The sequence below is a fragment of the Halalkalibaculum sp. DA384 genome, assembly GCF_043951955.1.
In the GTDB taxonomy this organism is placed as follows: domain Bacteria; phylum Bacteroidota; class Rhodothermia; order Balneolales; family Balneolaceae; genus JAMQKA01.
The window spans coordinates 23,473-44,981 of sequence record NZ_JBINJE010000028.1 but is presented as its reverse complement, the minus strand read 5'-3'; the positions used below and the strand labels follow the sequence as shown (position 1 = coordinate 44,981).

Here is a 21,509-nt window from a genome sequence, read left to right as displayed (position 1 = left end):
ATGAGATCACCAGGTACAATATCTAAAACTAAAATAGGCGTAATTGCGCTGCTGTTGGTTGTCTTTACAGGGATTGGAAGCCATAACAGCGTAAATGGACAGACGGTAGAAAGTCCACTCTATTCCTCGAATAGTCACACGGTGTTGGGAGTGCAGGGCATCATAACGTTGACCGATGCACTTTCCGAGATTGAAGATAACTACGATGTCTCTTTTCTGCACAATTCCAGGCTCCTGGAGGGTAAATTTGTAGATCGGGCTATTTTGGAGTCCGACAGCCTTGCCTATGTGCTGAGTGAACTGCTTATAAGAAAAGGGCTGCATTACCGCAAAGAGACCGACCGCACGTACGTAATAATGCCAAAAGGCAAGATGCCCCAAAAGATGGTAACACTTGAAACGGTTACCGGTACCGTAAGGGATTCACAGACGGGAGAAACACTGCCGGGTGTTAACGTGCTGGTAAGCGGAACAACCTCGGGAACGTCCACAGATGGGAACGGGAACTTTGAGTTGAATGTCCCCAGTCTCCAGGACACCCTCGTTTTTTCCTTTGTGGGTTTTGAAACTACAACGGTTCCTATCGATGGTCGCACTCAGATCGATGTGGAGATGACTCCCGAAACTTTTCAGGGATCCGAATTGGTGGTTGTAGGATATCAAACACAAACCAAGGCAACAAGTACCGGCTCCATTTCAACAGTTCAGGGGGATGACATTGCAAAAGCCCCTGTTATCAATGCAGAAAATAATCTGGTTGGCCGACTTCCCGGGGTTGTTGCCCTTAACAATACCGGTCAGCCGGGCGAATCCGGGTCCACTCTCCGAATAAGAGGCAGTAATACGCTCGGTGATAACAGTCCCCTTGTTGTAATTGACGGGGTGACAAACCGGACAGGAGGTCTGAGCCGCCTGAACCCCAATGATATTGAAAGTATCACCGTACTAAAGGATGCATCCGCTGCTATTTATGGTTCGCAGGCTGCAAACGGTGTGATCCTGGTAACCACCAAGCGAGGCCGGGAAGGAAAACCACAGGTGTCAATCTCCTATAATCAGGGATTTACGCAACCTACCAGGATACCGGAAATGGCCGACGCTGCCACCTATGCACAGATGATCAACGAGATTGACATGTACCGGGGGCGCCAGGAGCGGTATTCCGAGGAAGATATTGAAAAATACCGGGAGGGAACGAATCCGTGGACGCATCCCAATACCGATTGGTTTGACGCCGCTTTTAAGGATCTGTCCAAACAGAATAAAATGAATGTTTCTGTTTCAGGCGGCAGCGAGGCCATTAGCTATTACTTATCGCTGGGGTCAGCTAGTGAAAATGGTTTCTTTAAAGACAGCGGGTTTAAATATGACCAGTATAACTTCAGAAGTAATATAGAAGGGGAGATCAATGACAACCTGAACATATCATTGAATCTCTCGGGCCGCCGCGAGCTGCAAGAGTCGCCCATCCGTGGAGTGGGTCCTACGTTCCGGGCACTGATGCGGGGTAAGCCAACTCTTCCCGCATACTGGCCCAGCGGAGAGCCAGGTCCCGATATTGAATATGGCGACAACCCGGTAGTTACCGGTACCCAGGCCACGGGATACGATAGGGATAAACGTGATGTGCTCCAGAGTAATATAAAGGTGGAGTTTGATGTTCCCTTTGTTGAAGGTCTTGAGTTTGAAAGCAACGTTTCCTATGACAAGGATTATCAGTTCAATAAGCTGTGGGAGACGCCGTGGTACCTTTATACCTGGGATTACCAAACATATGACTCTGATGGCGATCCGGTATTAACGCGAGCCAAAAGAGGATTGAATGAACCCCAGCTGACACAGGAGGCCACCGACAATTACCAGGCTACACTTAACCTGATTGGGCGGTATCAGCAGGATTTTGGAGACCACGCATTCAACCTGCTTGCCGGTGTTGAACGGCAGACCTTTCAAGACCAGTTCTTCAGCGCCTACCGAGAGCAGTATCTCTCTGATTCCATCGACCAACTTTTCGCGGGTTCAGAAGCGCAAAAGGATAACGATGGAAGTGCCTTTGAAGGAGCTCGGCAAAACTACTTTGGCCGAATCAACTACAACTATAATGAGAAATATCTCATTGAGTTTGTTGGTCGCTATGACGGGTCCTACATTTTCCCGGAAGGTAAACGATACGGATTCTTTCCGGGTATTTCAGTCGGATGGCGCCTTTCGGAGGAGACGTTCTGGAAGGAAAATGTCTCATTTCTGGAGGGCTTTAAGATTCGTGCCAGTTGGGGACAGACCGGGAATGACCGCATTGAGCCGTTTCAGTATATGACGACCTACGGGTTCGGGAATGGATATATTTTTGACCAGACCAATCTTGTGAAAAGTCTGCAACAAGAACGTATTCCCAACTCAAATGTAACCTGGGAGGTAGCAAACCAGTTTGATTTCGGCATCGATGCAGAGATGCTCGATGGCCGATTGACGGTTGAAGCGGACTATTTTAATTACCTCCGGTCAGACATTCTCTGGTGGCGCAACGCCTCCATACCCACCACAGCAGGATTTTCTCTTCCCCGGGAAAATATTGGGGAAGTAGTAAATTCCGGGGTTGATGGCAGAATTAGCTATTCCGACCAGGTGGGTGGTTTGTCATTTGACGTTACGGGAAATGCCGGATACGCCTACAACAAAATCCAGTACTGGGATGAGGCGCCAGGGGTGCCAGACTATCAGCGCTCAACGGGCAGTCCCATGAATACCGGTCTTTACTACCAGGCAGACGGGGTTTACAACGACCAACAGGAGATCGACTCAAATCCAAGCTGGCCCGGTGCCCGTCCCGGTGATATAAAATTCGTGGATGTAAATGAAGACGGAGAAATTAACGGTCTGGACCGGGTGCGTATAGATAAAAATGAGATGCCCAGATTTACAGCCGGTCTGGCGCTCAATGCGGGCTATAAAAACTTTGACTTTTCGGCACTGCTGCAGGGGGCAACCGGCGCCGTTCGGTATGTATTTACCGAGTCCGGTGAAATTGGCAACTTCCTGCAGAGTTATGCCGAAAAACGCTGGACACCTGAAAATCCGGATTCTGAGCATCCGCGGACGTATAACAGAACGGACGAGTACTGGACGTCCAACCAGAATACATACTTCCTCCGAAACGCGGACTACCTCCGGTTGAAATCGATTGAAATCGGGTACAACCTGCCGGCTAGCCTGGGTGAACAAGTGGGCTTGCAAAACATGCGGATCTATGTGAGTGGATATAACCTGCTTACGTTCGACAAACTCAAGGTATTTGATCCGGAAGCCTCGAGCAGCTCGGGACAATATTACCCTCAGAAAAGAGTCTTTAACGCCGGTATCTCGTTAACTTTCTAAACTTGACAGTCATGAAGAATTTAATATTCAAACAGTTCTTTTTTCTTTTTTGTATTGCAGTGATTGTCACATCCTGTGATGATCAGATTCTCAACAAAAAGCCACTTGATCAGATATCCGAGGAGGATTTGTGGAACGATCCCGCACTGGTGGAATCGTACGTAAATGATATATACCAGGGCGTTGGTCACGGGTTCTTTGCCGTGAATGTGAGCTCGGGAGTCGATGAAACGATCATTACACACGGATGGAATGACACGCCGATAAAGCAAAGCAACATGACACCAGATGAGCTGGGATTGTTTGGTGATGGAGCAGTAGCCCCTTTTGATCATTTTCACTGGGATGACCTGTACGGCAATATCAGGAGCATCAATGTGTTCCTGGAAAATATCGGAGAATCCCCTGTTGAACAGAGCCTCAAGGACCGGCTGACCGGTGAAGTTCACTTTCTGCGGGCTTACTTCTATCATAACCTGGTCAAGCTGTATGGCGGGGTTCCGATCATTAAAGAGTCTTTTAATCTTGATGACGATTTTTTGGTTGAGCGCGACTCCTTCGAAGATTGTATCAACTTCATCGTCGAAGACTTGGATGCCGCCGCTTCTCTGCTGCCAACAGTAATTGAAGGGGACAAGGCTCACGCCAGCAAGGGGGCCGCACTTGCGCTTAAATCCCGTATTCTCACCTACGCGGCCAGTGACCTGTATGCACAAAACCCAAGTGGTAACGATTATACCGGCTATACCGGTGGTGATCAAACACAACGCTGGGAACGAGCTAAAGCGGCCGCTGAAGCGGTTATGGATCTCGGTTACAGCCTTTACCAGGCAGATCCCGCCCCGGGAGATTCAACTGCTAAAAACTATGCTGACCTATTCCTGCAGAAAGATCACGAAGAAATCATTTTTGCACGATATTTCCTGCAGAATCAAAGTTATGAGTGGTATGAAGCCGATATGGGCCTGTTTCACGGTCCCAATGGCTGGCACAACTGGGGCGGTGACACCCCGCTTGGCCAGATGGTCGATGCCTACGAGATGGAGGATGGCACCGAATTCAACTGGCAGGCGTTTCGTAATGGAGATCCGGTTTACGGGGAATCACCGTATGAAAATCGGGACCCGAGGTTCTATGCCTCTATTTTTTATAATGGCTCGCAGTGGAGAGAACGTCCGGCGGATATGATTGATCTGGACCCGGAAGGTATTGTGGAGACCGCCTCTTTTGAGGTGGAAGGCCAGAGCGACCTGCGTCCCGGCCTGGATACCCGGGACGGACCTATTGAAGACTGGAACGGCACCTATACAGGATACTATATGCGGAAATTCCTGGATCCGAATGTCGATCACCAGTTCTTCCGCCAGGAGGTACCGTGGATTTTTATCCGGTATGCTGAAATTCTGTTGAACTACGCCGAGGCATCAATTGAACTCGACGAAGAGGGGGATGCCCGTACTGCCCTTAATGCCATACGAGAGCGAGCCGGCATGCCCGATATCCCGGCCACGGAAACCGGGCAGGACCTGGTGGAAAGATACCGAAATGAACGGCGGATTGAACTGGCCTTTGAGGACCATCGCTATTTTGATGTACGCCGTTGGATGATTGCTCCCGATGTGTATGAAAACGGAGAAGGCGTTAACATTATCGGAAGGTTGAACAATAACGGCAGCTATACTTTTGAGTATAATATTATTGAAATTGATCAGCGTCAATGGAACGACAACGCCTACTTCCTGCCCATTCCCCGGTACGAAATGGAGAGAAATGAAAATCTTGAGCAAAATCCCGGGTATAACTAGCCCGGATTTCTCACCAAGAAATTTGTTTTTCAGCAAGGCGAAGGGCAAATGGCTGCGCAGACGTACAGTTGATACGTTGAGCAGGTGATTTGTCCTTCAACGCAGCTGAAAGGACAATTTCGCAGCCTATTACAGGCTGTAATGATGATTTGGCAGTAAAAAATGATATAAGTTATTGTCATCCATGAAGTTACATGATTTTATCCAAAATACTCGTGAGAAATCCGGGTTAGAAAACATGTTTGCAAGCGGCGAAATACCTGAAATTGGATTATAGCTTGTGAAATTAAGTGATTAGCAATACCCTGTTTACTATATATTTTTAATATCGCGAAGCAGGTTTATGATGAATCTGCTTCGTTTCCTATTTTAGTTACCGTTAAATAAATGTTGACCTTATTGTCATTTGAATAATGGAAAAAATAATTGTTGGAAAATCTGTCTCAGGCTGCACTCCACTGAAATTGTGGCCTTTAATACTCGCTTTGTTGATAATCTTTGCTGGCTGTTCTCAAAATGAACCAGATTTTGACCAGCTCAGCGACCAGGAAAAACGGAGTGCGGAAAACGCCCTGGCTGGTCTGGAAACCAGGGAAGGCCTGGAAACCACCCTGTTTGCGGCCGAAGATATGCTGGTCAATCCCACCAATATGGATATTGATGCCGAGGGGCGCGTATGGGTGACCGAAGGATACAACTATCGGCCGGATCTGAACCCGGAGAACCCCACCCGCCCGGAAGGCGACCGTATTGTCATTCTGGAAGACACCGATGGGGACGGCAGGGCAGATGACAGCAAGGTATTTTACCAGGGGAACGACATCAACGCCGCCCTGGGGATTATGGTGCTGGACGAGAGGGTGATCGTGTCGGTAAGTCCCTATGTGTACGTATTTTATGACGATGACGGTGATGACAAAGCCGACCGCAAAGAGGTGATGTTCAGCGGCATCCAGGGCGAACAGCACGATCATGCCGTCCACGCTTTTGTCTTTGGTCCCGATGGGAAATTATATTTCAATTTCGGAAACGAGGGGAAGGTACTCAAAGACGCTGAAGGCAACATCATTAAAGATATATTTGGAAATGAGATTACCGATGAAGGCGATCCCTACCGGCAGGGGATGGTGTTCCGCAGCGACCGCGACGGCAGTAACGTAGAGGTGCTGGCCCATAACTTCCGGAACAACTACGAGGTGGCGGTCGATTCCTACGGGACCCTGTGGCAGTCCGACAATGACGACGACGGCAACAAGGCCGTGCGCATTAATTACGTTATGGAGTATGGAAACTACGGCTACACCGATGAAATTACCGGGGCCGGCTGGCGCACGCGTCGCACGGGCATGGCCGAGGATATTCCCACGCGCCACTGGTATCAAAATGATCCCGGTTCTATACCAAATTTACTGCAGACAGGCGCCGGATCTCCCACCGGTATCGTGTTTTACGAAGGAGAACTCCTGCCGGAAGTATTTCACAACCAGATGATTCACACCGATGCCGGACCCAATGTCGTCCGTTCATACCCGGTTGAAAAGGATGGGGCGGGATACTCTGCTCAGATTGAAAATATCTTAAAGGGGGACAAAGACCAGTGGTTCCGGCCTTCTGATGTGACAGTAGCCCCGGACGGCTCCATTTTCGTGTCTGACTGGTACGATCCCGGGGTGGGCGGACACCAGATGGGCGATCAGCAGCGCGGCCGCATTTTCCGCATTGCTCCTGAAGGCACGGGGTACACAGTCCCCGATTTTGATTTGAGCACTCCTTCGGGTGCAGTGGAGGCGCTGAAAAGCCCAAATTTGAATCGCAGAGCCCTTGCCTGGTTACAGTTGTATGAGTGGGGCACAGAGGCTGAAGAGGTGCTGGTGGACCTCTGGCACTCCGATACCCAGCGATACCGCGCCCGCGCCCTCTGGCTGTTGAGCAAATTGCCTGAAAAAGGACAAAATTATATCGACCAGGCGCTGGAAGATCAAAACCCGGATATTCGCATTACGGGTCTTCGGGCCGCGCGACAGCTTGACCTGGATATCACTCCCTACCTGCAGCAGCTGGTCGATGATCCTTCTCCACAGGTTCGACGGGAGGTGGCCATAGCGCTGCATCACAATGAAACACCGGAGGCGGCCGATATATGGGCTCAACTGGCCACCCGGCATGATGGCCATGATCGCTGGTACCTGGAAGCCCTCGGGATTGGTGCCTATGGTCAATGGGATCGCTTTTTCGGGGCGTGGCTCGATGAAGTGGGATCGGACTGGAACACTCCTGCGGGCCGGGATATTGTCTGGCGTTCGCGTGCCGAAGCCGCCCTGCCGTTGCTGACGGAAATCATCCTGGATTCCGGTATTGATGTTGATGAGAAAGCCCGGTATTTCCGTGCCTTCCATTTCCATGATTCCCACGAAAAACAGCAGCACCTGGTCAATATTCTTCAGGGAGACCTGGAAAATCAACATGAATTAAATACGCTGGCACTGAAACAACTGGATCGCTCGGCCCTGCAGCAGTCAGCGATTGTCAGGCAGGAGCTCGAGGAGGCGCTGGATGCGGCCAGCGGGACTCATGGATATCTCGACTTGGTTGAAAAGTTTGAGCTGGAGGATCAGAGCCAGGAACTGCTTACCCTGATGCAATCCTACCCGGACAGTAGCCTGGGCATCCGCGCATCACAACTCGCATTGGACTTTGGAGGACGGGAGACAATCCAATCTGTTTTAGATGGCAGCGACGAAGAGGAGAAAAAAAGCGTGATTGCGGTACTTGGCAATACTTCTACCCCGCGATCGATCGAAATGCTTGAGACTTTTTTCCTCGATGAAAACAATGAGCTGGAGATGCGCCGCGAGGCAGTAAAAGCGGCTGGAACGTCCTGGGGTGGAGAGCAGCGACTGGTGGAACTGGTCAATGGCGGGATTATTCCGGAATCACTTCATGAAGCCGCCGCCGAAGGCCTGGCAGATTCCTGGCGCGGGGATGTGCGCCAACTGGCCAAAGAACTGACGGGGGAAGCCCGGGATGTCCAGACGGAATTAGCACCGGTGTCGGAGCTGGTTGCTATGGAGGGAACCCCGGAAAGAGGGAAGGAGATATACAAACAATCCTGCCAGATCTGTCACCAGGTCAACGGGCAGGGCACCGAGTTTGGTCCGGCATTATCCGAGATAGGAGCCAAACTGCCCAAGGAGGGCTTGTATGATGCCATACTCAATCCTAATAACGGTATTAGTTTTGGATATGAAGGGTACACGCTTACCCTCGAGGATGGAACGGAAGTCGCCGGCATTATCCAAAGTGAGACCGCTTCGGAAGTAGTGCTGCTTACGCCCGGGGGATATACCAGCACCTATGACAAGTCAGAAATTAGTTCCAGGGAACAGATGGAGCGTTCGCTGATGCCGGAAAATCTGCATGCGGGTATGAGCCAGCAGGAACTGGTGGACCTGGTGGAATACTTGTCAACACTTGAGTAGCTATTTAAATAGTTTCGCAACAGCTAAATCACATTCGAATACCATTATGAATATTTCACGACGTAACGCATTAAAGAAATTGGGACTCCTGGCTGGCTCCGGTACGATGGCCGGGTGGCTGGGAAACGTCCAAAAGGCAGAAGAGATACTGGGAAAGGAACTTAACGGCAAGGTCAACCACTCGGTGTGTAAATGGTGTTATGATGAAATACCGCTGGATGAGTTTTGCCGGGCGGCCAAAGAGATCGGGCTAAAATCGGTGGAGCTGCTGGGACCCGACGAGTGGCCGACGCTCAAAAAATATGGTCTCACCTGCGCCATGCCTTGGGGAGCGGGAAAAGGGATTCCCGAAGGATTTAACAACCCGGACCTGCATGATGAGCTAATTGCCAGTTATGAGGAGGTGATTCCACAGGTGGCCGATGCCGGGTTCGATAAAATTATCTGCTTTTCCGGCAACCGAAACGGGATGGATGACGAAAAGGGCCTCGAAAACTGTGTCAAGGGCCTGAAACGACTGATGCCCACCGCTGAGAAGTATAACGTAACGGTAACGATGGAGCTGCTGAACAGTAAAGTGGACCACCCTGACTACATGTGTGATCACACCGACTGGGGTGTGGAACTTTGCAAGCGAGTGGGATCGGACCGGTTCAAGCTGCTCTATGATATCTACCACATGCAGATTATGGAGGGGGATGTCATTCGTACTATAAGAGATAATCATGAATATATAGCCCACTACCATACAGGAGGCGTACCGGGCCGCAATGAGATTGACGAGACACAAGAGCTCTACTACCCGGCCATCGTCAAGGCGATTTTGGATACCGGCTATACCGGGTTTATCGGCCAGGAGTTTATCCCCACCTGGGACGATGAGCTGGAAGCGTTGAAGCAGGGCGTCGAAATCTGTGATGTTTAAGTTAGTTTTAACAAACGATTGCTACACCTGTCAGGTAACAAAACCCGACAGGTGCAGAATAGCCGTAATCCCACCCCACAAATTCTCCATATTTATAACAATCATTTACATCAATAAACCGTTTGTTTTGTGTTATTGGAATTAATATATACTGCATCGTCATTATAAAATGCAGGACCAGAAATAAACGGATAGAATATATATGCCTCGTCAGCTTAGCACGATAAAACAGGAGTTCTCAGTACCCTTCACCTATGATGTCTGCTTCACAGAAGGACTTTTCGATCCGGACAACGACCTGTTTGCAAATCTGATTCAATCTGCATCGCCCGAGGTCGCCCGAAAAGTGCTGTTTGTTTTTGACGAGGGAATGTATGAGCATCATCCCGATCTCTTTGAGCGTGTCAAGGTGTATGCGGGACTGCACAAGGAGGTGTTTACGCTTGTTGATACACTCATCACGGTACCGGGGGGAGAAGCAGCCAAAAATGATCCCGATCACGTGGATATGATCCATGAGGCGATAAACGAGGCCAATCTCGACCGTCATTCCTATGTAACTGTAATCGGGGGAGGTGCGGTCATTGATACGGCCGGGTATGCGGCCGCAACCGCTCACCGGGGCATTCGCACCATCCGGGTCCCAACAACGGTACTGGCCCAAAATGATGCGGCCGTCGGGGTCAAAAACGGGATTAATGCATTTGGGAAGAAGAATTTTCTGGGCACGTTTGTACCGCCTTTTGCCGTGATTAATGACATCGAATTTTTGGATACCCTGGACCAGCGCGACTGGCGTTCGGGGGTCTCCGAAGCGATCAAGGTTGCACTGCTGAAGGACGCCGACTTTTTCCGTTTTCTGGAAGAAAATGCTTCAAGGCTGGATAACCGGGAAGCAGCGCCGATGCAAAAGCTGATTTATCGCTGCGCCGAACTCCACCTGGAGCATATCGCCACCTCCGGCGATCCGTTTGAGATGGGCTCTTCCCGTCCACTTGATTTTGGCCACTGGGCCGCCCACAAGCTGGAGCAGCTAACCGGCTATGATCTGCGTCACGGTGAAGCCGTAGCCATCGGCATAGCGCTGGATGTTACGTACTCGTACCTGTCCGACATGATCTCCCGGAAGGAGTGGGAGCGCGTTTTGCAGGCGTTTAAAAATTGTGGCTTTGATCTCTACGTACCCGAACTTAAATCGAAGCTGGATCAGCCGGAAGACGAAGATTCCCTGTTCCACGGGCTGGAGGAGTTCCGTGAGCACCTTGGCGGTGAACTGACTATTATGCTGCTGGAATCTATTGGCGAGGGAACAGAGGTTCACGAAGTTGATCTGGATCGTTTTACCGAGGCCATAACCAGGCTACAAAACTTCGAGAAACAACCAGCATAATGTATTGCGTACTGCGTATTTCGTATTTATTTGAACCCGTAAACTAAGTTTAAAACATTACGCATTACGCAATACGCAATACGCAATACGAAAATGATGATTTCCAACTTTTTCTAAAACCAATGTTTAATGCATGAAACTCGGTAACCCACCGAACACCCATCTTACTTACTGCACCAATATTCATCCCGGCGAAACGTGGGAGGAAGTATTTAATCAATTAAAATCCAACCTGCCCGAGCTTAAAAACAGGTTGTCTCCCGAGCAATCGTTTGGCGTGGGACTGCGCCTGTCGGCCCGGGCGGCAGAAGAGCTGCTGGAGGGAAAGCGACTGGATGATTTCAAGAGCTGGCTTTCCGATGAGGATCTTTACGTATTTACCATGAACGGTTTTCCCTTTGGCAGTTTTCACGGGGAGTGCGTCAAGGATAATGTCTATAAACCGGATTGGACGAACCAGGAGCGGCTTGAATATACGCTGAACCTGGCCAGAGTTTTGGCCGAACTCCTGCCCGGGGATATGGATGGCGGAATATCCACTTCTCCCATCTCTTATAAACCGTGGCTGAAGGATTCCCAGCGCGAAGATGTTTTTCGCGTGTCCAGCCGCAACCTTGCGGAAGTAGCTTTTGCACTGGCAGAGATTCGGGAAAAGGAGGGTAAAGAGCTGCATATCGATATCGAACCTGAACCCGACTGCCTGATTGAAAATAGCGCCGAGACGATCGATTTTTTTGAAAACTGGCTGTTCAAGGCGGGTGCTGCACACCTCGCTGCAGGACACGGGCAGTCCCAGGACGAGGCCGTTGAATTGATAAGGCGACATATCAGGGTCTGTTACGACACCTGCCATTTTGCGGTTGAATATGAGGATCCCGCCGAGGCGATTCAGCAGTTCAGGCAGGCCGGTATCCGCATTGGCAAAGTGCAGATCAGCGCAGCACTGAAGGTCGACTTAAACGATTCCATTGGATATACAGAAGATGTTGTTTCGAAGCTCAAGCAGTTTGAGGAGGATACCTACCTGCACCAGGTAATTGAGCGAAGATCAGGGAGTGAACTTTTTCACTATCCCGACCTGTCTGAGGCACTTAATGCAGGCCATATATCTGAAGCTGATGAGTGGCGGATCCATTTTCACGTTCCCATATTTATAAAGGAGTATGGGATTTTGCACTCTACCCAGGACGATATCGTGCGGAGCCTTGAACAGTTAGCAGGTGATGGATGCACCCATTTTGAGATCGAAACCTATACCTGGGATGTGCTGCCCGCCGATCTGAAGGAAAATTTGCTGGATTCAATCGAGCGGGAGTTTCGATGGACCCTGGAGCAGGTGGAATCGTTGACCGCAGGTTAATAAAAACTGAACAACCTGTATTTTTATACCTCATTTAGCTATTAATTCCCCATAAACAAAGCTCAGTCATGAAGAAAACAGCCGTTCTGAATGTTGTCGGACTGACTCCCGATCTGATAGGAGAGCACACTCCCTTTCTTTCTGACTGGTTTGAAAAAGGGCAGATCACGTCAGTGGATTCGATGCTGCCGGCGGTTACCTGTTCTGTGCAGGCCACCTACTTAACAGGAACGATGCCTGACAAGCACGGAATTGTTGCCAACGGTTGGTATTTCAGGGATACCAGTGAAGTCCGCTTCTGGATGCGTTCCGGCAAGCTGATACAGCAACCGGCAATCTGGGACACCGCCCGCCGGCACGACCCGGATTTTACCTGTGCCAATATTTTTTGGCGGTATGCCACCTATTCGGGCGCCGATTATGTTGCAGTAGAGCGACCCATGTACCGTAAGGACGGGGTTAAAGTGCCGGATATTTATGCCCGCCCAATGTCACTCAGAGACAAGCTTCAGGACAAACTGGGACAGTTTCCTCTTTTCAATTTCTGGGGACCCAATACCTCCATCGTTTCCAGCCAGTGGATTGCCGACGCGGCCAAAATGATTGCGGAGGAGTATGATCCCACTTTAAGCCTGGTTTACCTGCCTCATTTGGACTACTGCCTGCAGCGAGAGGGACCCAGTATCCCCAATATTAAAAAGGATCTCAGGGAGATTGACCAGGTCTGTGAAGACTTAATAACCTATTATGAGCAGCGAGATACCCAGGTTATTGTCCTGTCGGAATATGGTATCAGGTCTGTGCAGAAGCCTGTTTCCCTGAACCGGGTACTCCGGGAAAACGGGTTTATCACGGTGCGTGAGGAGATGGGCGGAGAGGTGCTGGATGCCGGGGCCAGCCGCGCTTTTGCCGTGGCCGACCACCAGGTGGCTCATATCTATATTGAGAACCCCGCGGATATTCAATCCCTGAAAAAAATGCTGGAAAAGGTAGATGGTGTCGAACGAATTCTGGATGAGAAAGGAAAGAAAGAGTTCGATTTGGATCATAATCGTTCGGGCGAACTGGTGGCCATTGCAGAGCCGGAGGCCTGGTTTACATATTACTACTGGCTGGATGATAACAAGGCACCCGATTTTGCCCCCACCGTTGATATCCATGCCAAGCCTGGCTACGATCCCGCCGAGATGATTTTGGACCCGGATATCCCGTTTCCGAAACTTAAAGCGGGACTTCGGCTGCTGCAGAAAAAAATGGGCTTCCGTTACATTATGGATCTGATCCCGATTGAAGGCTCAGGCGTAAAAGGATCGCACGGCCGCAAAGAATCTGACGCGGGAATACGTCCCATCATCGCATCCCGGCAGCCGGAACTGATTGACGAAGTTAAAGCGAGCCGGGATGGTTCTGTCGCTCCCACCGCGATCCATGATATTATCCTGAACCATCTGAAAGGATAATATCATCCGCTACAATTAAAAAAATGAGAAAAATTGTTTATTATCATTTAATAAAAATGGGAAACTAAGAAGATTCTTAAAAATTTGTAACAAACCGTTGATCTGCTTTCTTGTAGGGTAGGTTTATCAAGAATATTGAACAAAAGGGAAGAGGGATATGCAGCAGTTGATGGAGATGTTAAAACGTATTTTCAATGCCATTCTGAATCTTTTTGGGGCCGGTGATAAAATGCCGGGTCGCGAAGAACCCAAACCTCCCCCCGAAAGTCGAGATTTTCGTGAACTGCCCGATGGAACAAAACTGCCGGCTCCTTACGACCGTAACGAGCTGACACAACTGATCCAAGCGGTGCAGTCAGCATCAGATCCTGATGAACGATTTGTCTATGACACCGTCCTTGCATCAGCGCTGGAGGGTATTCGTCCACTGCTGGAGTTGTACGATCTGATCCCACGTATTTGGGCTGGAGACAGTAGAGCTGAAGCAGAATTCAACCGGATTATCTCCAGGCACAGCGAAGATATTAATGTACGCAGCTATGAAGAGCGGGCGGAGCGCAGCATGCAGACGATGCGCGGTGAAATCCCTTTACCCGGTGGAGGCGAGGCACCGTGCGGCCCTTTGTTCTTCTTGAAACCTGACAGGCTTTTTTCGATACAGCAGACCGCCGTATTTCTGGCGGGGGATGACGAAAAACAGCACTTGTACAGCCTGGCGGCTATCGACAAAATGTGGGACAGAACACTTTGTCCCGACCGTTTTAATTCACTGGTTTATCAGGATCAGCTGGACGGGGGGCGGCGACTGCAAGCACGGCTGCGGGGACATGCGGAACAGAGCGAATATTTCGGTCGTGTTGAAAGGCTGAGAGAACAGCGCGCAGAGGCCAATATGGGATATGGAGGCTTGACACAGCCTCCGCCTGGAGAAGGTGGTCCCTGGCGCCCGCCACGACCAGGTACAGGAGGTCCACCTGTTGGGTGTGGACCTGATGACGGACCGATACCTGATGGCCCGGATTTCCCTGAAAAATGTAACCCGATCAGAGACTATTGCAGGGATTTTGTTCGCGGAGCTGGCCGCAGAATACGCCGTGTCCCGGACTCAGTATCAACCGGAGAAATTGATGGTATAAGTACTGATCGCGCTTGCAGTGGGCAAACTGTAACCATAAAAGGGAGCGGCTTTGGAACTGAACAGGGGGACCGGGAAGTGGTGTTTGGAACCCAGCCTGCCGAAGTGATCTCCTGGTCGGATTCGGAAATCGTGGTTCGGGTGCCGTCGGGCATTTCGGGGCGCCGGTGCATCGGAATTCGAGATGAACAGGCGGAGCTGCAGCGCCGAGAGGTCTATGATTCTAACCGAGCGGCCTTTGAGGAGTTTTCTGAGGGAGCACGGGTATGCCTGGGACAGCCCAGGGATGTGGGCATGTTGCCCTATCGACCGGATACCCCGGAATGTCGTGATATCAATGTCATCAATATTGGGGCTCCCAGCATCTATTTCCGGGTGAATGGGGGACAGAGTGTAACGGTTGAGGCCGGTGACGATATCGTGCTGAACTGGGCCGTGACCAATGCGGACAGCATTCAGATATCCCGCGTTGGATCCGTCGGGCCTTCCGCCAATATATCAAATCCCGCCCCTGTGGGACAGCAAAATATCGGGCCTTTCAACGCCGGCAGTGAGGTAACGGCCACCTACAGGATTGAAGCAAGCAACAGCTGCGGTACCGTAACAGAGATTGTATCTGCAAAGGCGGTGCGCACTCCTGATCTTGAGATTTTGGGGATCGAAGTGACCCAGCCGATACAGCGTTTTAACTGGAACAACCCCGGGCAAAACAACAGTGTGCGTTTAGTCAGCGAAAAGCGAACGATGGTCCGGGTGTATGTGGATAGTGGCGTCAGCGACGGCTTCGACTTTGGGGAGGGGGCCAATATTCTGCCCGATGTGACCGGACATCTGGAGCTGACTTATCCTGATGGGAACTCAGTTACAGTCAACAATATATTGAATCCCGGTGACACGATGAATGCGCAGCCTCCGGGTAATGTGGATCGCGAAGAACTGGACCACAGCCTGAATTTTGAACTGCCGGTTGCTGATCTCGACGGAACCATAGAGATTGAGGCCGAAGTCTACACCGAACCCAGAGATGGTGGCGGGCGTTGGGACCGTACCCAAACCAGCGCAATTTTCCGGCATAACGGTCGCTTGAGGCTGGTTGCCATTTTGGTGAACGACACGATAAATAATATTTCCGCTCCCACAATGAATGATTACAACATCTCACTGCAGGGAGCCAGAACACGGCTGCCGGTGCGGGAGCAGGGTTTCCTGCTGTTTCGGGCGCCGAATCATCGAACCATCAATACACAAGGAGATGAGGATTTAACTACGGGAGACGGCTGGTCAAACCTGCTGGATCGCATCGATGACATAGCCGATGATTATGAAGAGAACAACGAGATATGGACCGCACTGATACCCAACAGCGGCACATACTCCTGGAATGGGCTGGCAAATGACGGGGTTATCCCATTTTGGTGGGACGATCATCCCCGAATGATAAGTCGTGCCCGCCAGGGGGCCACATTTGCCCATGAACTTGCACATACGGTTTCTGTAGATCACGCACCCAGCGTAAATGCAGGAGCCAACCCGGGGGTAGATTCTTGCGGTAATCCCGACGGGGTGGATAACTCACTGGTCTCACTGACTGAAGATGTGGGGATGGATGTTGCTGCATACCGGTTGATGCCGGATAGCATCCCAACGCTGATGACTTACTGTACGCCGGATATTGATGGCACGCAAAGTTACCAGGATCGCTGGATGTCCATCGATTTGTGGAATAGACTTTGGAACCGAATTTAGAAGGAGAACATAATGCCAGATTATCAACAGTTTTTCACCCTTATTGGGCAACTGGATACGGAAACAGAATTGGAATTGAGCTATATGCCGCTGTTTCGAAAAAAACGGCGTGTAAATTTTGAAAAAATAATGGCCACTGAGAGCGATATGCACGCCGTTCTCCTGGACAGGGAAGGTGAACCCGTACTTCGGGTCCCCCTGTCATATGGCTACTATTGTACCGATCCGGGAAGACTTTCAAAATTGGCTGTTCGGGGATATATCCCTTTTGATGAGCGCACCCAAGGCATACGGTATGAGTACCAGGGTAAAGTCCTGGAGGAACTGAGAGTTCCTGAGAGCAGACCCGAGCTAACGATTACAACAAAAATACCGGAGCGCATTACAGACGAGCGATTTTTGCTGGAGTGGAAAACCTCATACGACGGGAATGCTCCTTTGCAATATAAAGTATTGTATACCAACAACGGCGGCGAAACCTGGCAGCGTGTGGGAAACCGTACCGAAAAAAACAGGATGCAGATAGAGGTGACAGAACTCGCGGGTGGAGATGACTGTCGATTTTTAGTCCAGGTAACGGATGGATATAATAATGCAGAGACCGAGAGCGACAAAACAAAAATTGATCGAAAACCTCACGAGGTCACTATTTTGTCACCGGTGGAAGGGGAGAGCTTGTCGACCGGACGCAGCGTACTGTTTAACGGCCAGGCCTATAACCCCAATACCAGAGAAGAAATTACAGAGGGTTTTACATGGTTATCCTCGGCCGATGGAGAATTGGGAGAAGGGGCACTGCTGCAAACACGTCTTAGCGAGGGACCCCATACGATAACTCTGCAGGTCGGCAAATCGACCAGCAGTATAAGAGTTCAGGTTGAGTAGATTTTTTGTGAAAAAGCTTAGCCCGTATTTCTCACCAAGAAATTTGTTCTTCAGCAAGGCGAAGGGAATGGCCGCGCAGACGTACCTTTGTACATTGAGCAGGCGATTTTCCCTTTAACGCAGCTGGATGGCAAATCGCGCTGCACGTTACACCCTGTGTTAAATACAATGCCTGTAAAATATGATGTAAGATACTGCCTGCCATTAGCGTACATAATTTCATCAAAAATTATCGTGAGGAATGCATGTTAGCTCTCTAACAGAGGGCTTGCTTTGCAAAACCTTCAATTTCTCGTTCTGAGGGAGTTGTACTCCCGTATAAACGGTCAAAAAAGTTGGCGGTACAACCATCTCCCAACGAGATAGCAGGTTCTGCAAAGGTTCCTAATAATAAAAGCCCGGTGAATCTACCACCGGGCTTTTGTAATAAACCATGAAAACTACGGGACCCCCGGTCCACAGTTCCGGGCTATTCTTCGTTGAGTTGACTCAGAAATTCGACTACGTCTCGCAATTCGCCACGAGAGAGGATGCCCTCCATGGAAAACATGGCTGAAGGGGAGTTGGTCCGTTCAGTAATGCGGGACTTCTCAATTTTTTGGGTCTCCCCGTCACTCGACTGCAAGACAACGTGCGCGTCGGTCTCCTCCTTAAGTACGCCCTGTGCGGTCTCTCCATTCTGCAGGGTAACCGAGATGGAGCCATAGCCTGGAGCAATTCGAGAACCTGGTTCTACAAGTGACAATAACAGTTGCTCTCGCGACAGTTCCTCTCCAATGGTATCGAGCGGGGGTCCCACGTCACCTCCGCGGCCATCGACAGCGTGGCAGCGCACGCATTGAGCTGCTTCATTACTGTAGAATAGTTGAGCCCCTTGCTGTGCATCGCCCCCGTAAAGGGATTCCCGGTATTTTGCCAGCATATCTCCCTCTGGTTTCTGTGATTCATATTCATTTAGCAAAGACTCAAGACGTTCAGTACCGGCATTTTCTGCCGCCTCTATAAGTTCGAGCTGCACCTGTTCGGGGACATCGCCAGCAATGAGGTCTGTCAATTGACGTTCAAGGACGGCATGGGCAGCCTCACTTTCCAGCTCTCCAAGTGCAGTCAGGGCACTCTGCTGCTCTTGAAATGAACCCTCACCCAGCACCGACGAGAGCAGCTCAACTTTGCGGCTGTCGGCAAGATCCAGGGAGGGAATAATGCTGAGCGCAGTCATGCGCACCGACTGCTGGTCGTCGTCTAGGGCGGTGGAAACGACCTCGTCCATATTTTCGTAATTGAGACTGTCAAGAGCGTGAAGGGCGGCGATTTTGACTTCTGACGATGGGTCTGCTTGTACCAGTGTCACCAGTTGCGGGATTCCTGGCTCGTACTGCAGCGAACTGATCGCCTCTGCAACGCCTACTTTAAGGGTCCCGGATCCATTGCCAAAAATCGGTTCTATGACGGAGGCAAGGGCTTCGGTGGCCGCCGAACGGTCATTTTGGATATCACCGCGGTAACGACCCGTAACACGATCCAGCGTCGATGGATCCGGCCACACCGAAAGAGTGGCAACAGCCTCCTGGCGCAGGACCTCCGGAACATCCTGGCGCAGGGCAAAAGAGGCGAGCCGCTGCGCATCTTCGGCGGTGCCGCTGTAAAGGCTCGCATTGATGGCGCGGCGCATGAGCGGTTCATTTACAATTTGATCCTGTTCGAGCATGCGGGCAAGGGCCGGAATTGCTTCCTCAATATGAGCATCGTCATTGATGGCGCGGGCGGCATTGGTCACGACAAATTCACTCTCATCGTCCAGGAATTGGGCCACCGCCGGGTCTTCCAGCCGGCGCAGGGCCACCACAGCCGCAATGCGGACCGCTTCGGAGGGATGATCCGACAACCCGGCCAGTGCGTCTATATCCCCGATGCGGGCCAGGGCAATGGCGCCCCCGTGACGGAGATATACATCACGGTCATTATTGGCTTCAAGCATCGAAATTATGGGCTGTACAGCCGGCTGATGCTCCATGCGTCCCAGCGCTTCGGCGGCGAAAAACCGTACCCGCAGAGATTCATCCCGGAGCAGGGGAATGATGGCATCCGCGGCGGCCTCGTAACGGACATCCCCCAGCACTTTGGCAACCTGGGCGCGAATTTCGGGATCTTTGTCTTCCAGGTACTCGACAAGAGATTCTGCCTGTTCAATGTTGTTACGCGCCAGTTGACCTATGCCCCAGATACCGTGCAGGCGCGCCAGTTGATGTTCCGTCTGCGTAATTGCTCCCAGCAGATCCTGGCTAAAGCGGCGATCGACAAGTTCAAACTGCGCTTTCATGCGAACGCGCATATCCTGGTGATGCAGAAGTTCGGTAAGTTCGGTTTCCGCAAGGGAGCCAAAACTTTTTTCCAAAAGTTCTTTGGTTTCCTGTTGAATCCGGGAACGGCTGTCGGAGGCACTGTTCAGTTTCCAGATTCGACCTTTTTCCTTGGTCCCCCAGCCTTCAATCCAGTCGGCAAAATAGAGGCTGCCACCGGGACCAAAATCCATACCGGTAGTCAGGATACCTTCAACAACGGGTTGGTCCGTTTTTAGTTCAAACCCGGCACCGCTTGGTTCGAGCGTAAACCCGTGAATGGCCGACCGGGCCGGAGAACCGGTAAATTCCGAAATGAAGAAGTGATCATCCCACTGCTCAGAGAGCGCGGTCCCTGGGTTGTAGGCCATTCCCGCCGGACCGCTGTGGTAGGCAGCGACGGGCGGCAGCAGGTGCGCGGCCTGTCCGTCCCAGCGCGGCTTAAAGTACTCCTCGTCCATCCACACCTTGTATTCGTTGTTTTTGGTATCCACATATTTACCAAACTGCCAGTTAATCCTCCAGCCGCTGTCAGAGCCGTTGACGAGATATACCAACCGCTCGTGTTCGCCGGCGTGGTCCCCGTCATTATCCGCTGAAATCAGGTTCCCGTACTTGTCAAAAACAAATTCATGGGTGTTGCGAACCCCGCGTGCAAATACTTCAAAATTACTTCCGTCGGGTTCGGAGCGAAATATCGCACCCTGGTTGGGATTGGCCCACTGCTGCCCGTCGGGACCGGTTACGTTGGATCCTATATCGCCGATCCCCCAGTAAATACGTCCGTCGGGACCCACCGTGGCGCCGGACATCCCGTGGCCGCTGAACCCGATATGGACCATGTACCCATCGCTGATCGAGGTTTTTGTATCGGCCATGCCATCGCCGTCGGTATCGGTGGTTTTCCACATATCCGGGGCAATGGGAATGTAGACATCGCCATCGTGTTCAAGAACCGATCCGGCCACGTCTGTGACCTCCTCATGAAAATCGCGGATGTAAAGCTGAGACCGATCGGCGATGCCGTCCCCGGAGCGGTCTTCGATAGCATACACCTCTTCTTTTTCCACCGTCAGATCCCTCCAGTCGTGGGATCCGTCTTCATTGAAATCGGTTAGCCACTCGTTTTGATCGCTGCGCTCGGGGGCCAGCTCGCTGTGAAGAAACTCCTTGCGATCTTCTACCGTCTGCCAGGTAATAGACTCGATCATCCAATCGCGATGGCCCCGGATATCAAACTCGGAGCTGGTACTTCTGTTCGTGACATTTATCAACGCGCGGCCGTTGTTGTCAATATCCATGCCGATGGGATCCTGCAGCAATTTTTCGGAAGCCCACAAACTGAGTTCCAGTCCTTCCGCCACTTCCACGGACACATCCTGCCTGATTCGACGGGCATCTTCGGCAGCTTCCTGATCATCGAGCGTAATAATTTCGGGATCCGGCTGCTCTCCGGAACATCCGACTAAAGAGAGAGCCAGAAGCCCGAATATTGCGAAAATTAACAGGGACGACTGGTTCACTGAAAAAGGGAAAGTGCGCATTTTCGATAACATATATCAGGTTTAGACTATTGGAGTTTCAGGTCAAAATGGTGCCGACTACTATTA

At 51.0% G+C, this 21,509-nt stretch carries 10 protein-coding genes; 9 read left to right on the top strand and 1 reads right to left on the bottom strand.

The genetic code is table 11. The features are described 5' to 3' along the window. The 9 genes from ACG2E4_RS14380 to ACG2E4_RS14340 all read left to right on the top strand — a co-directional run bounded on the left by ACG2E4_RS14380 (position 1) and on the right by ACG2E4_RS14340 (position 17,560). On the top strand, positions 1-3,375 hold the full coding sequence (locus ACG2E4_RS14380) for a SusC/RagA family TonB-linked outer membrane protein (RefSeq protein WP_395276962.1): 3,375 nt from the start codon (positions 1-3) through the stop codon (positions 3,373-3,375). An 11-nt stretch (positions 3,376-3,386) separates the two neighbouring features. After that, on the top strand, positions 3,387-5,180 hold the full coding sequence (locus tag ACG2E4_RS14375) for a RagB/SusD family nutrient uptake outer membrane protein (protein ID WP_395276961.1): 1,794 nt from the start codon (positions 3,387-3,389) through the stop codon (positions 5,178-5,180). A gap of 488 nt (positions 5,181-5,668) precedes the next feature. Further along, positions 5,669-8,659, top strand: coding sequence for a PVC-type heme-binding CxxCH protein (locus ACG2E4_RS14370; protein WP_395276960.1), 2,991 nt, complete (start codon positions 5,669-5,671; stop codon positions 8,657-8,659). A 106-nt stretch (positions 8,660-8,765) separates the two neighbouring features. Next, entirely contained in the window at positions 8,766-9,584 is an 819-nt protein-coding gene (locus ACG2E4_RS14365; RefSeq protein WP_395260062.1) for a hydroxypyruvate isomerase family protein, read from the top strand. Positions 9,585-9,786: 202 nt separating this feature from the next. Continuing rightward, positions 9,787-10,974 carry a 3-dehydroquinate synthase gene (locus tag ACG2E4_RS14360; protein ID WP_395260051.1) on the top strand — a complete coding sequence of 396 codons (1,188 nt, stop codon included), beginning with the start codon at positions 9,787-9,789 and terminating at the stop codon, positions 10,972-10,974. Positions 10,975-11,107: 133 nt separating this feature from the next. After that, positions 11,108-12,334, top strand: a complete 1,227-nt coding sequence (eboE, locus tag ACG2E4_RS14355; protein ID WP_395260052.1) for a metabolite traffic protein EboE — start codon at positions 11,108-11,110, stop codon at positions 12,332-12,334. Positions 12,335-12,402: 68 nt separating this feature from the next. Next, on the top strand, positions 12,403-13,794 hold the full coding sequence (locus ACG2E4_RS14350; protein ID WP_395260054.1) for an alkaline phosphatase family protein: 1,392 nt from the start codon (positions 12,403-12,405) through the stop codon (positions 13,792-13,794). 157 nt (positions 13,795-13,951) lie between these two features. Continuing rightward, positions 13,952-16,675: an IPT/TIG domain-containing protein gene (locus tag ACG2E4_RS14345; protein WP_395276959.1), complete on the top strand. Its 2,724-nt coding sequence runs from the start codon at positions 13,952-13,954 to the stop codon at positions 16,673-16,675. Positions 16,676-16,687: 12 nt separating this feature from the next. Further along, complete coding sequence (locus tag ACG2E4_RS14340) at positions 16,688-17,560, top strand: hypothetical protein (protein WP_395276958.1); 873 nt, start codon at positions 16,688-16,690, stop codon at positions 17,558-17,560. Between the two features lie 469 nt (positions 17,561-18,029). On the opposite strand, the gene ACG2E4_RS14335 is transcribed toward ACG2E4_RS14340, so the two are convergent. After that, on the bottom strand, positions 18,030-21,455 hold the full coding sequence (locus tag ACG2E4_RS14335; protein WP_395276957.1) for a HEAT repeat domain-containing protein: 3,426 nt from the start codon (positions 21,453-21,455) through the stop codon (positions 18,030-18,032). Between the last annotated feature and the right edge of the window lie 54 nt (positions 21,456-21,509).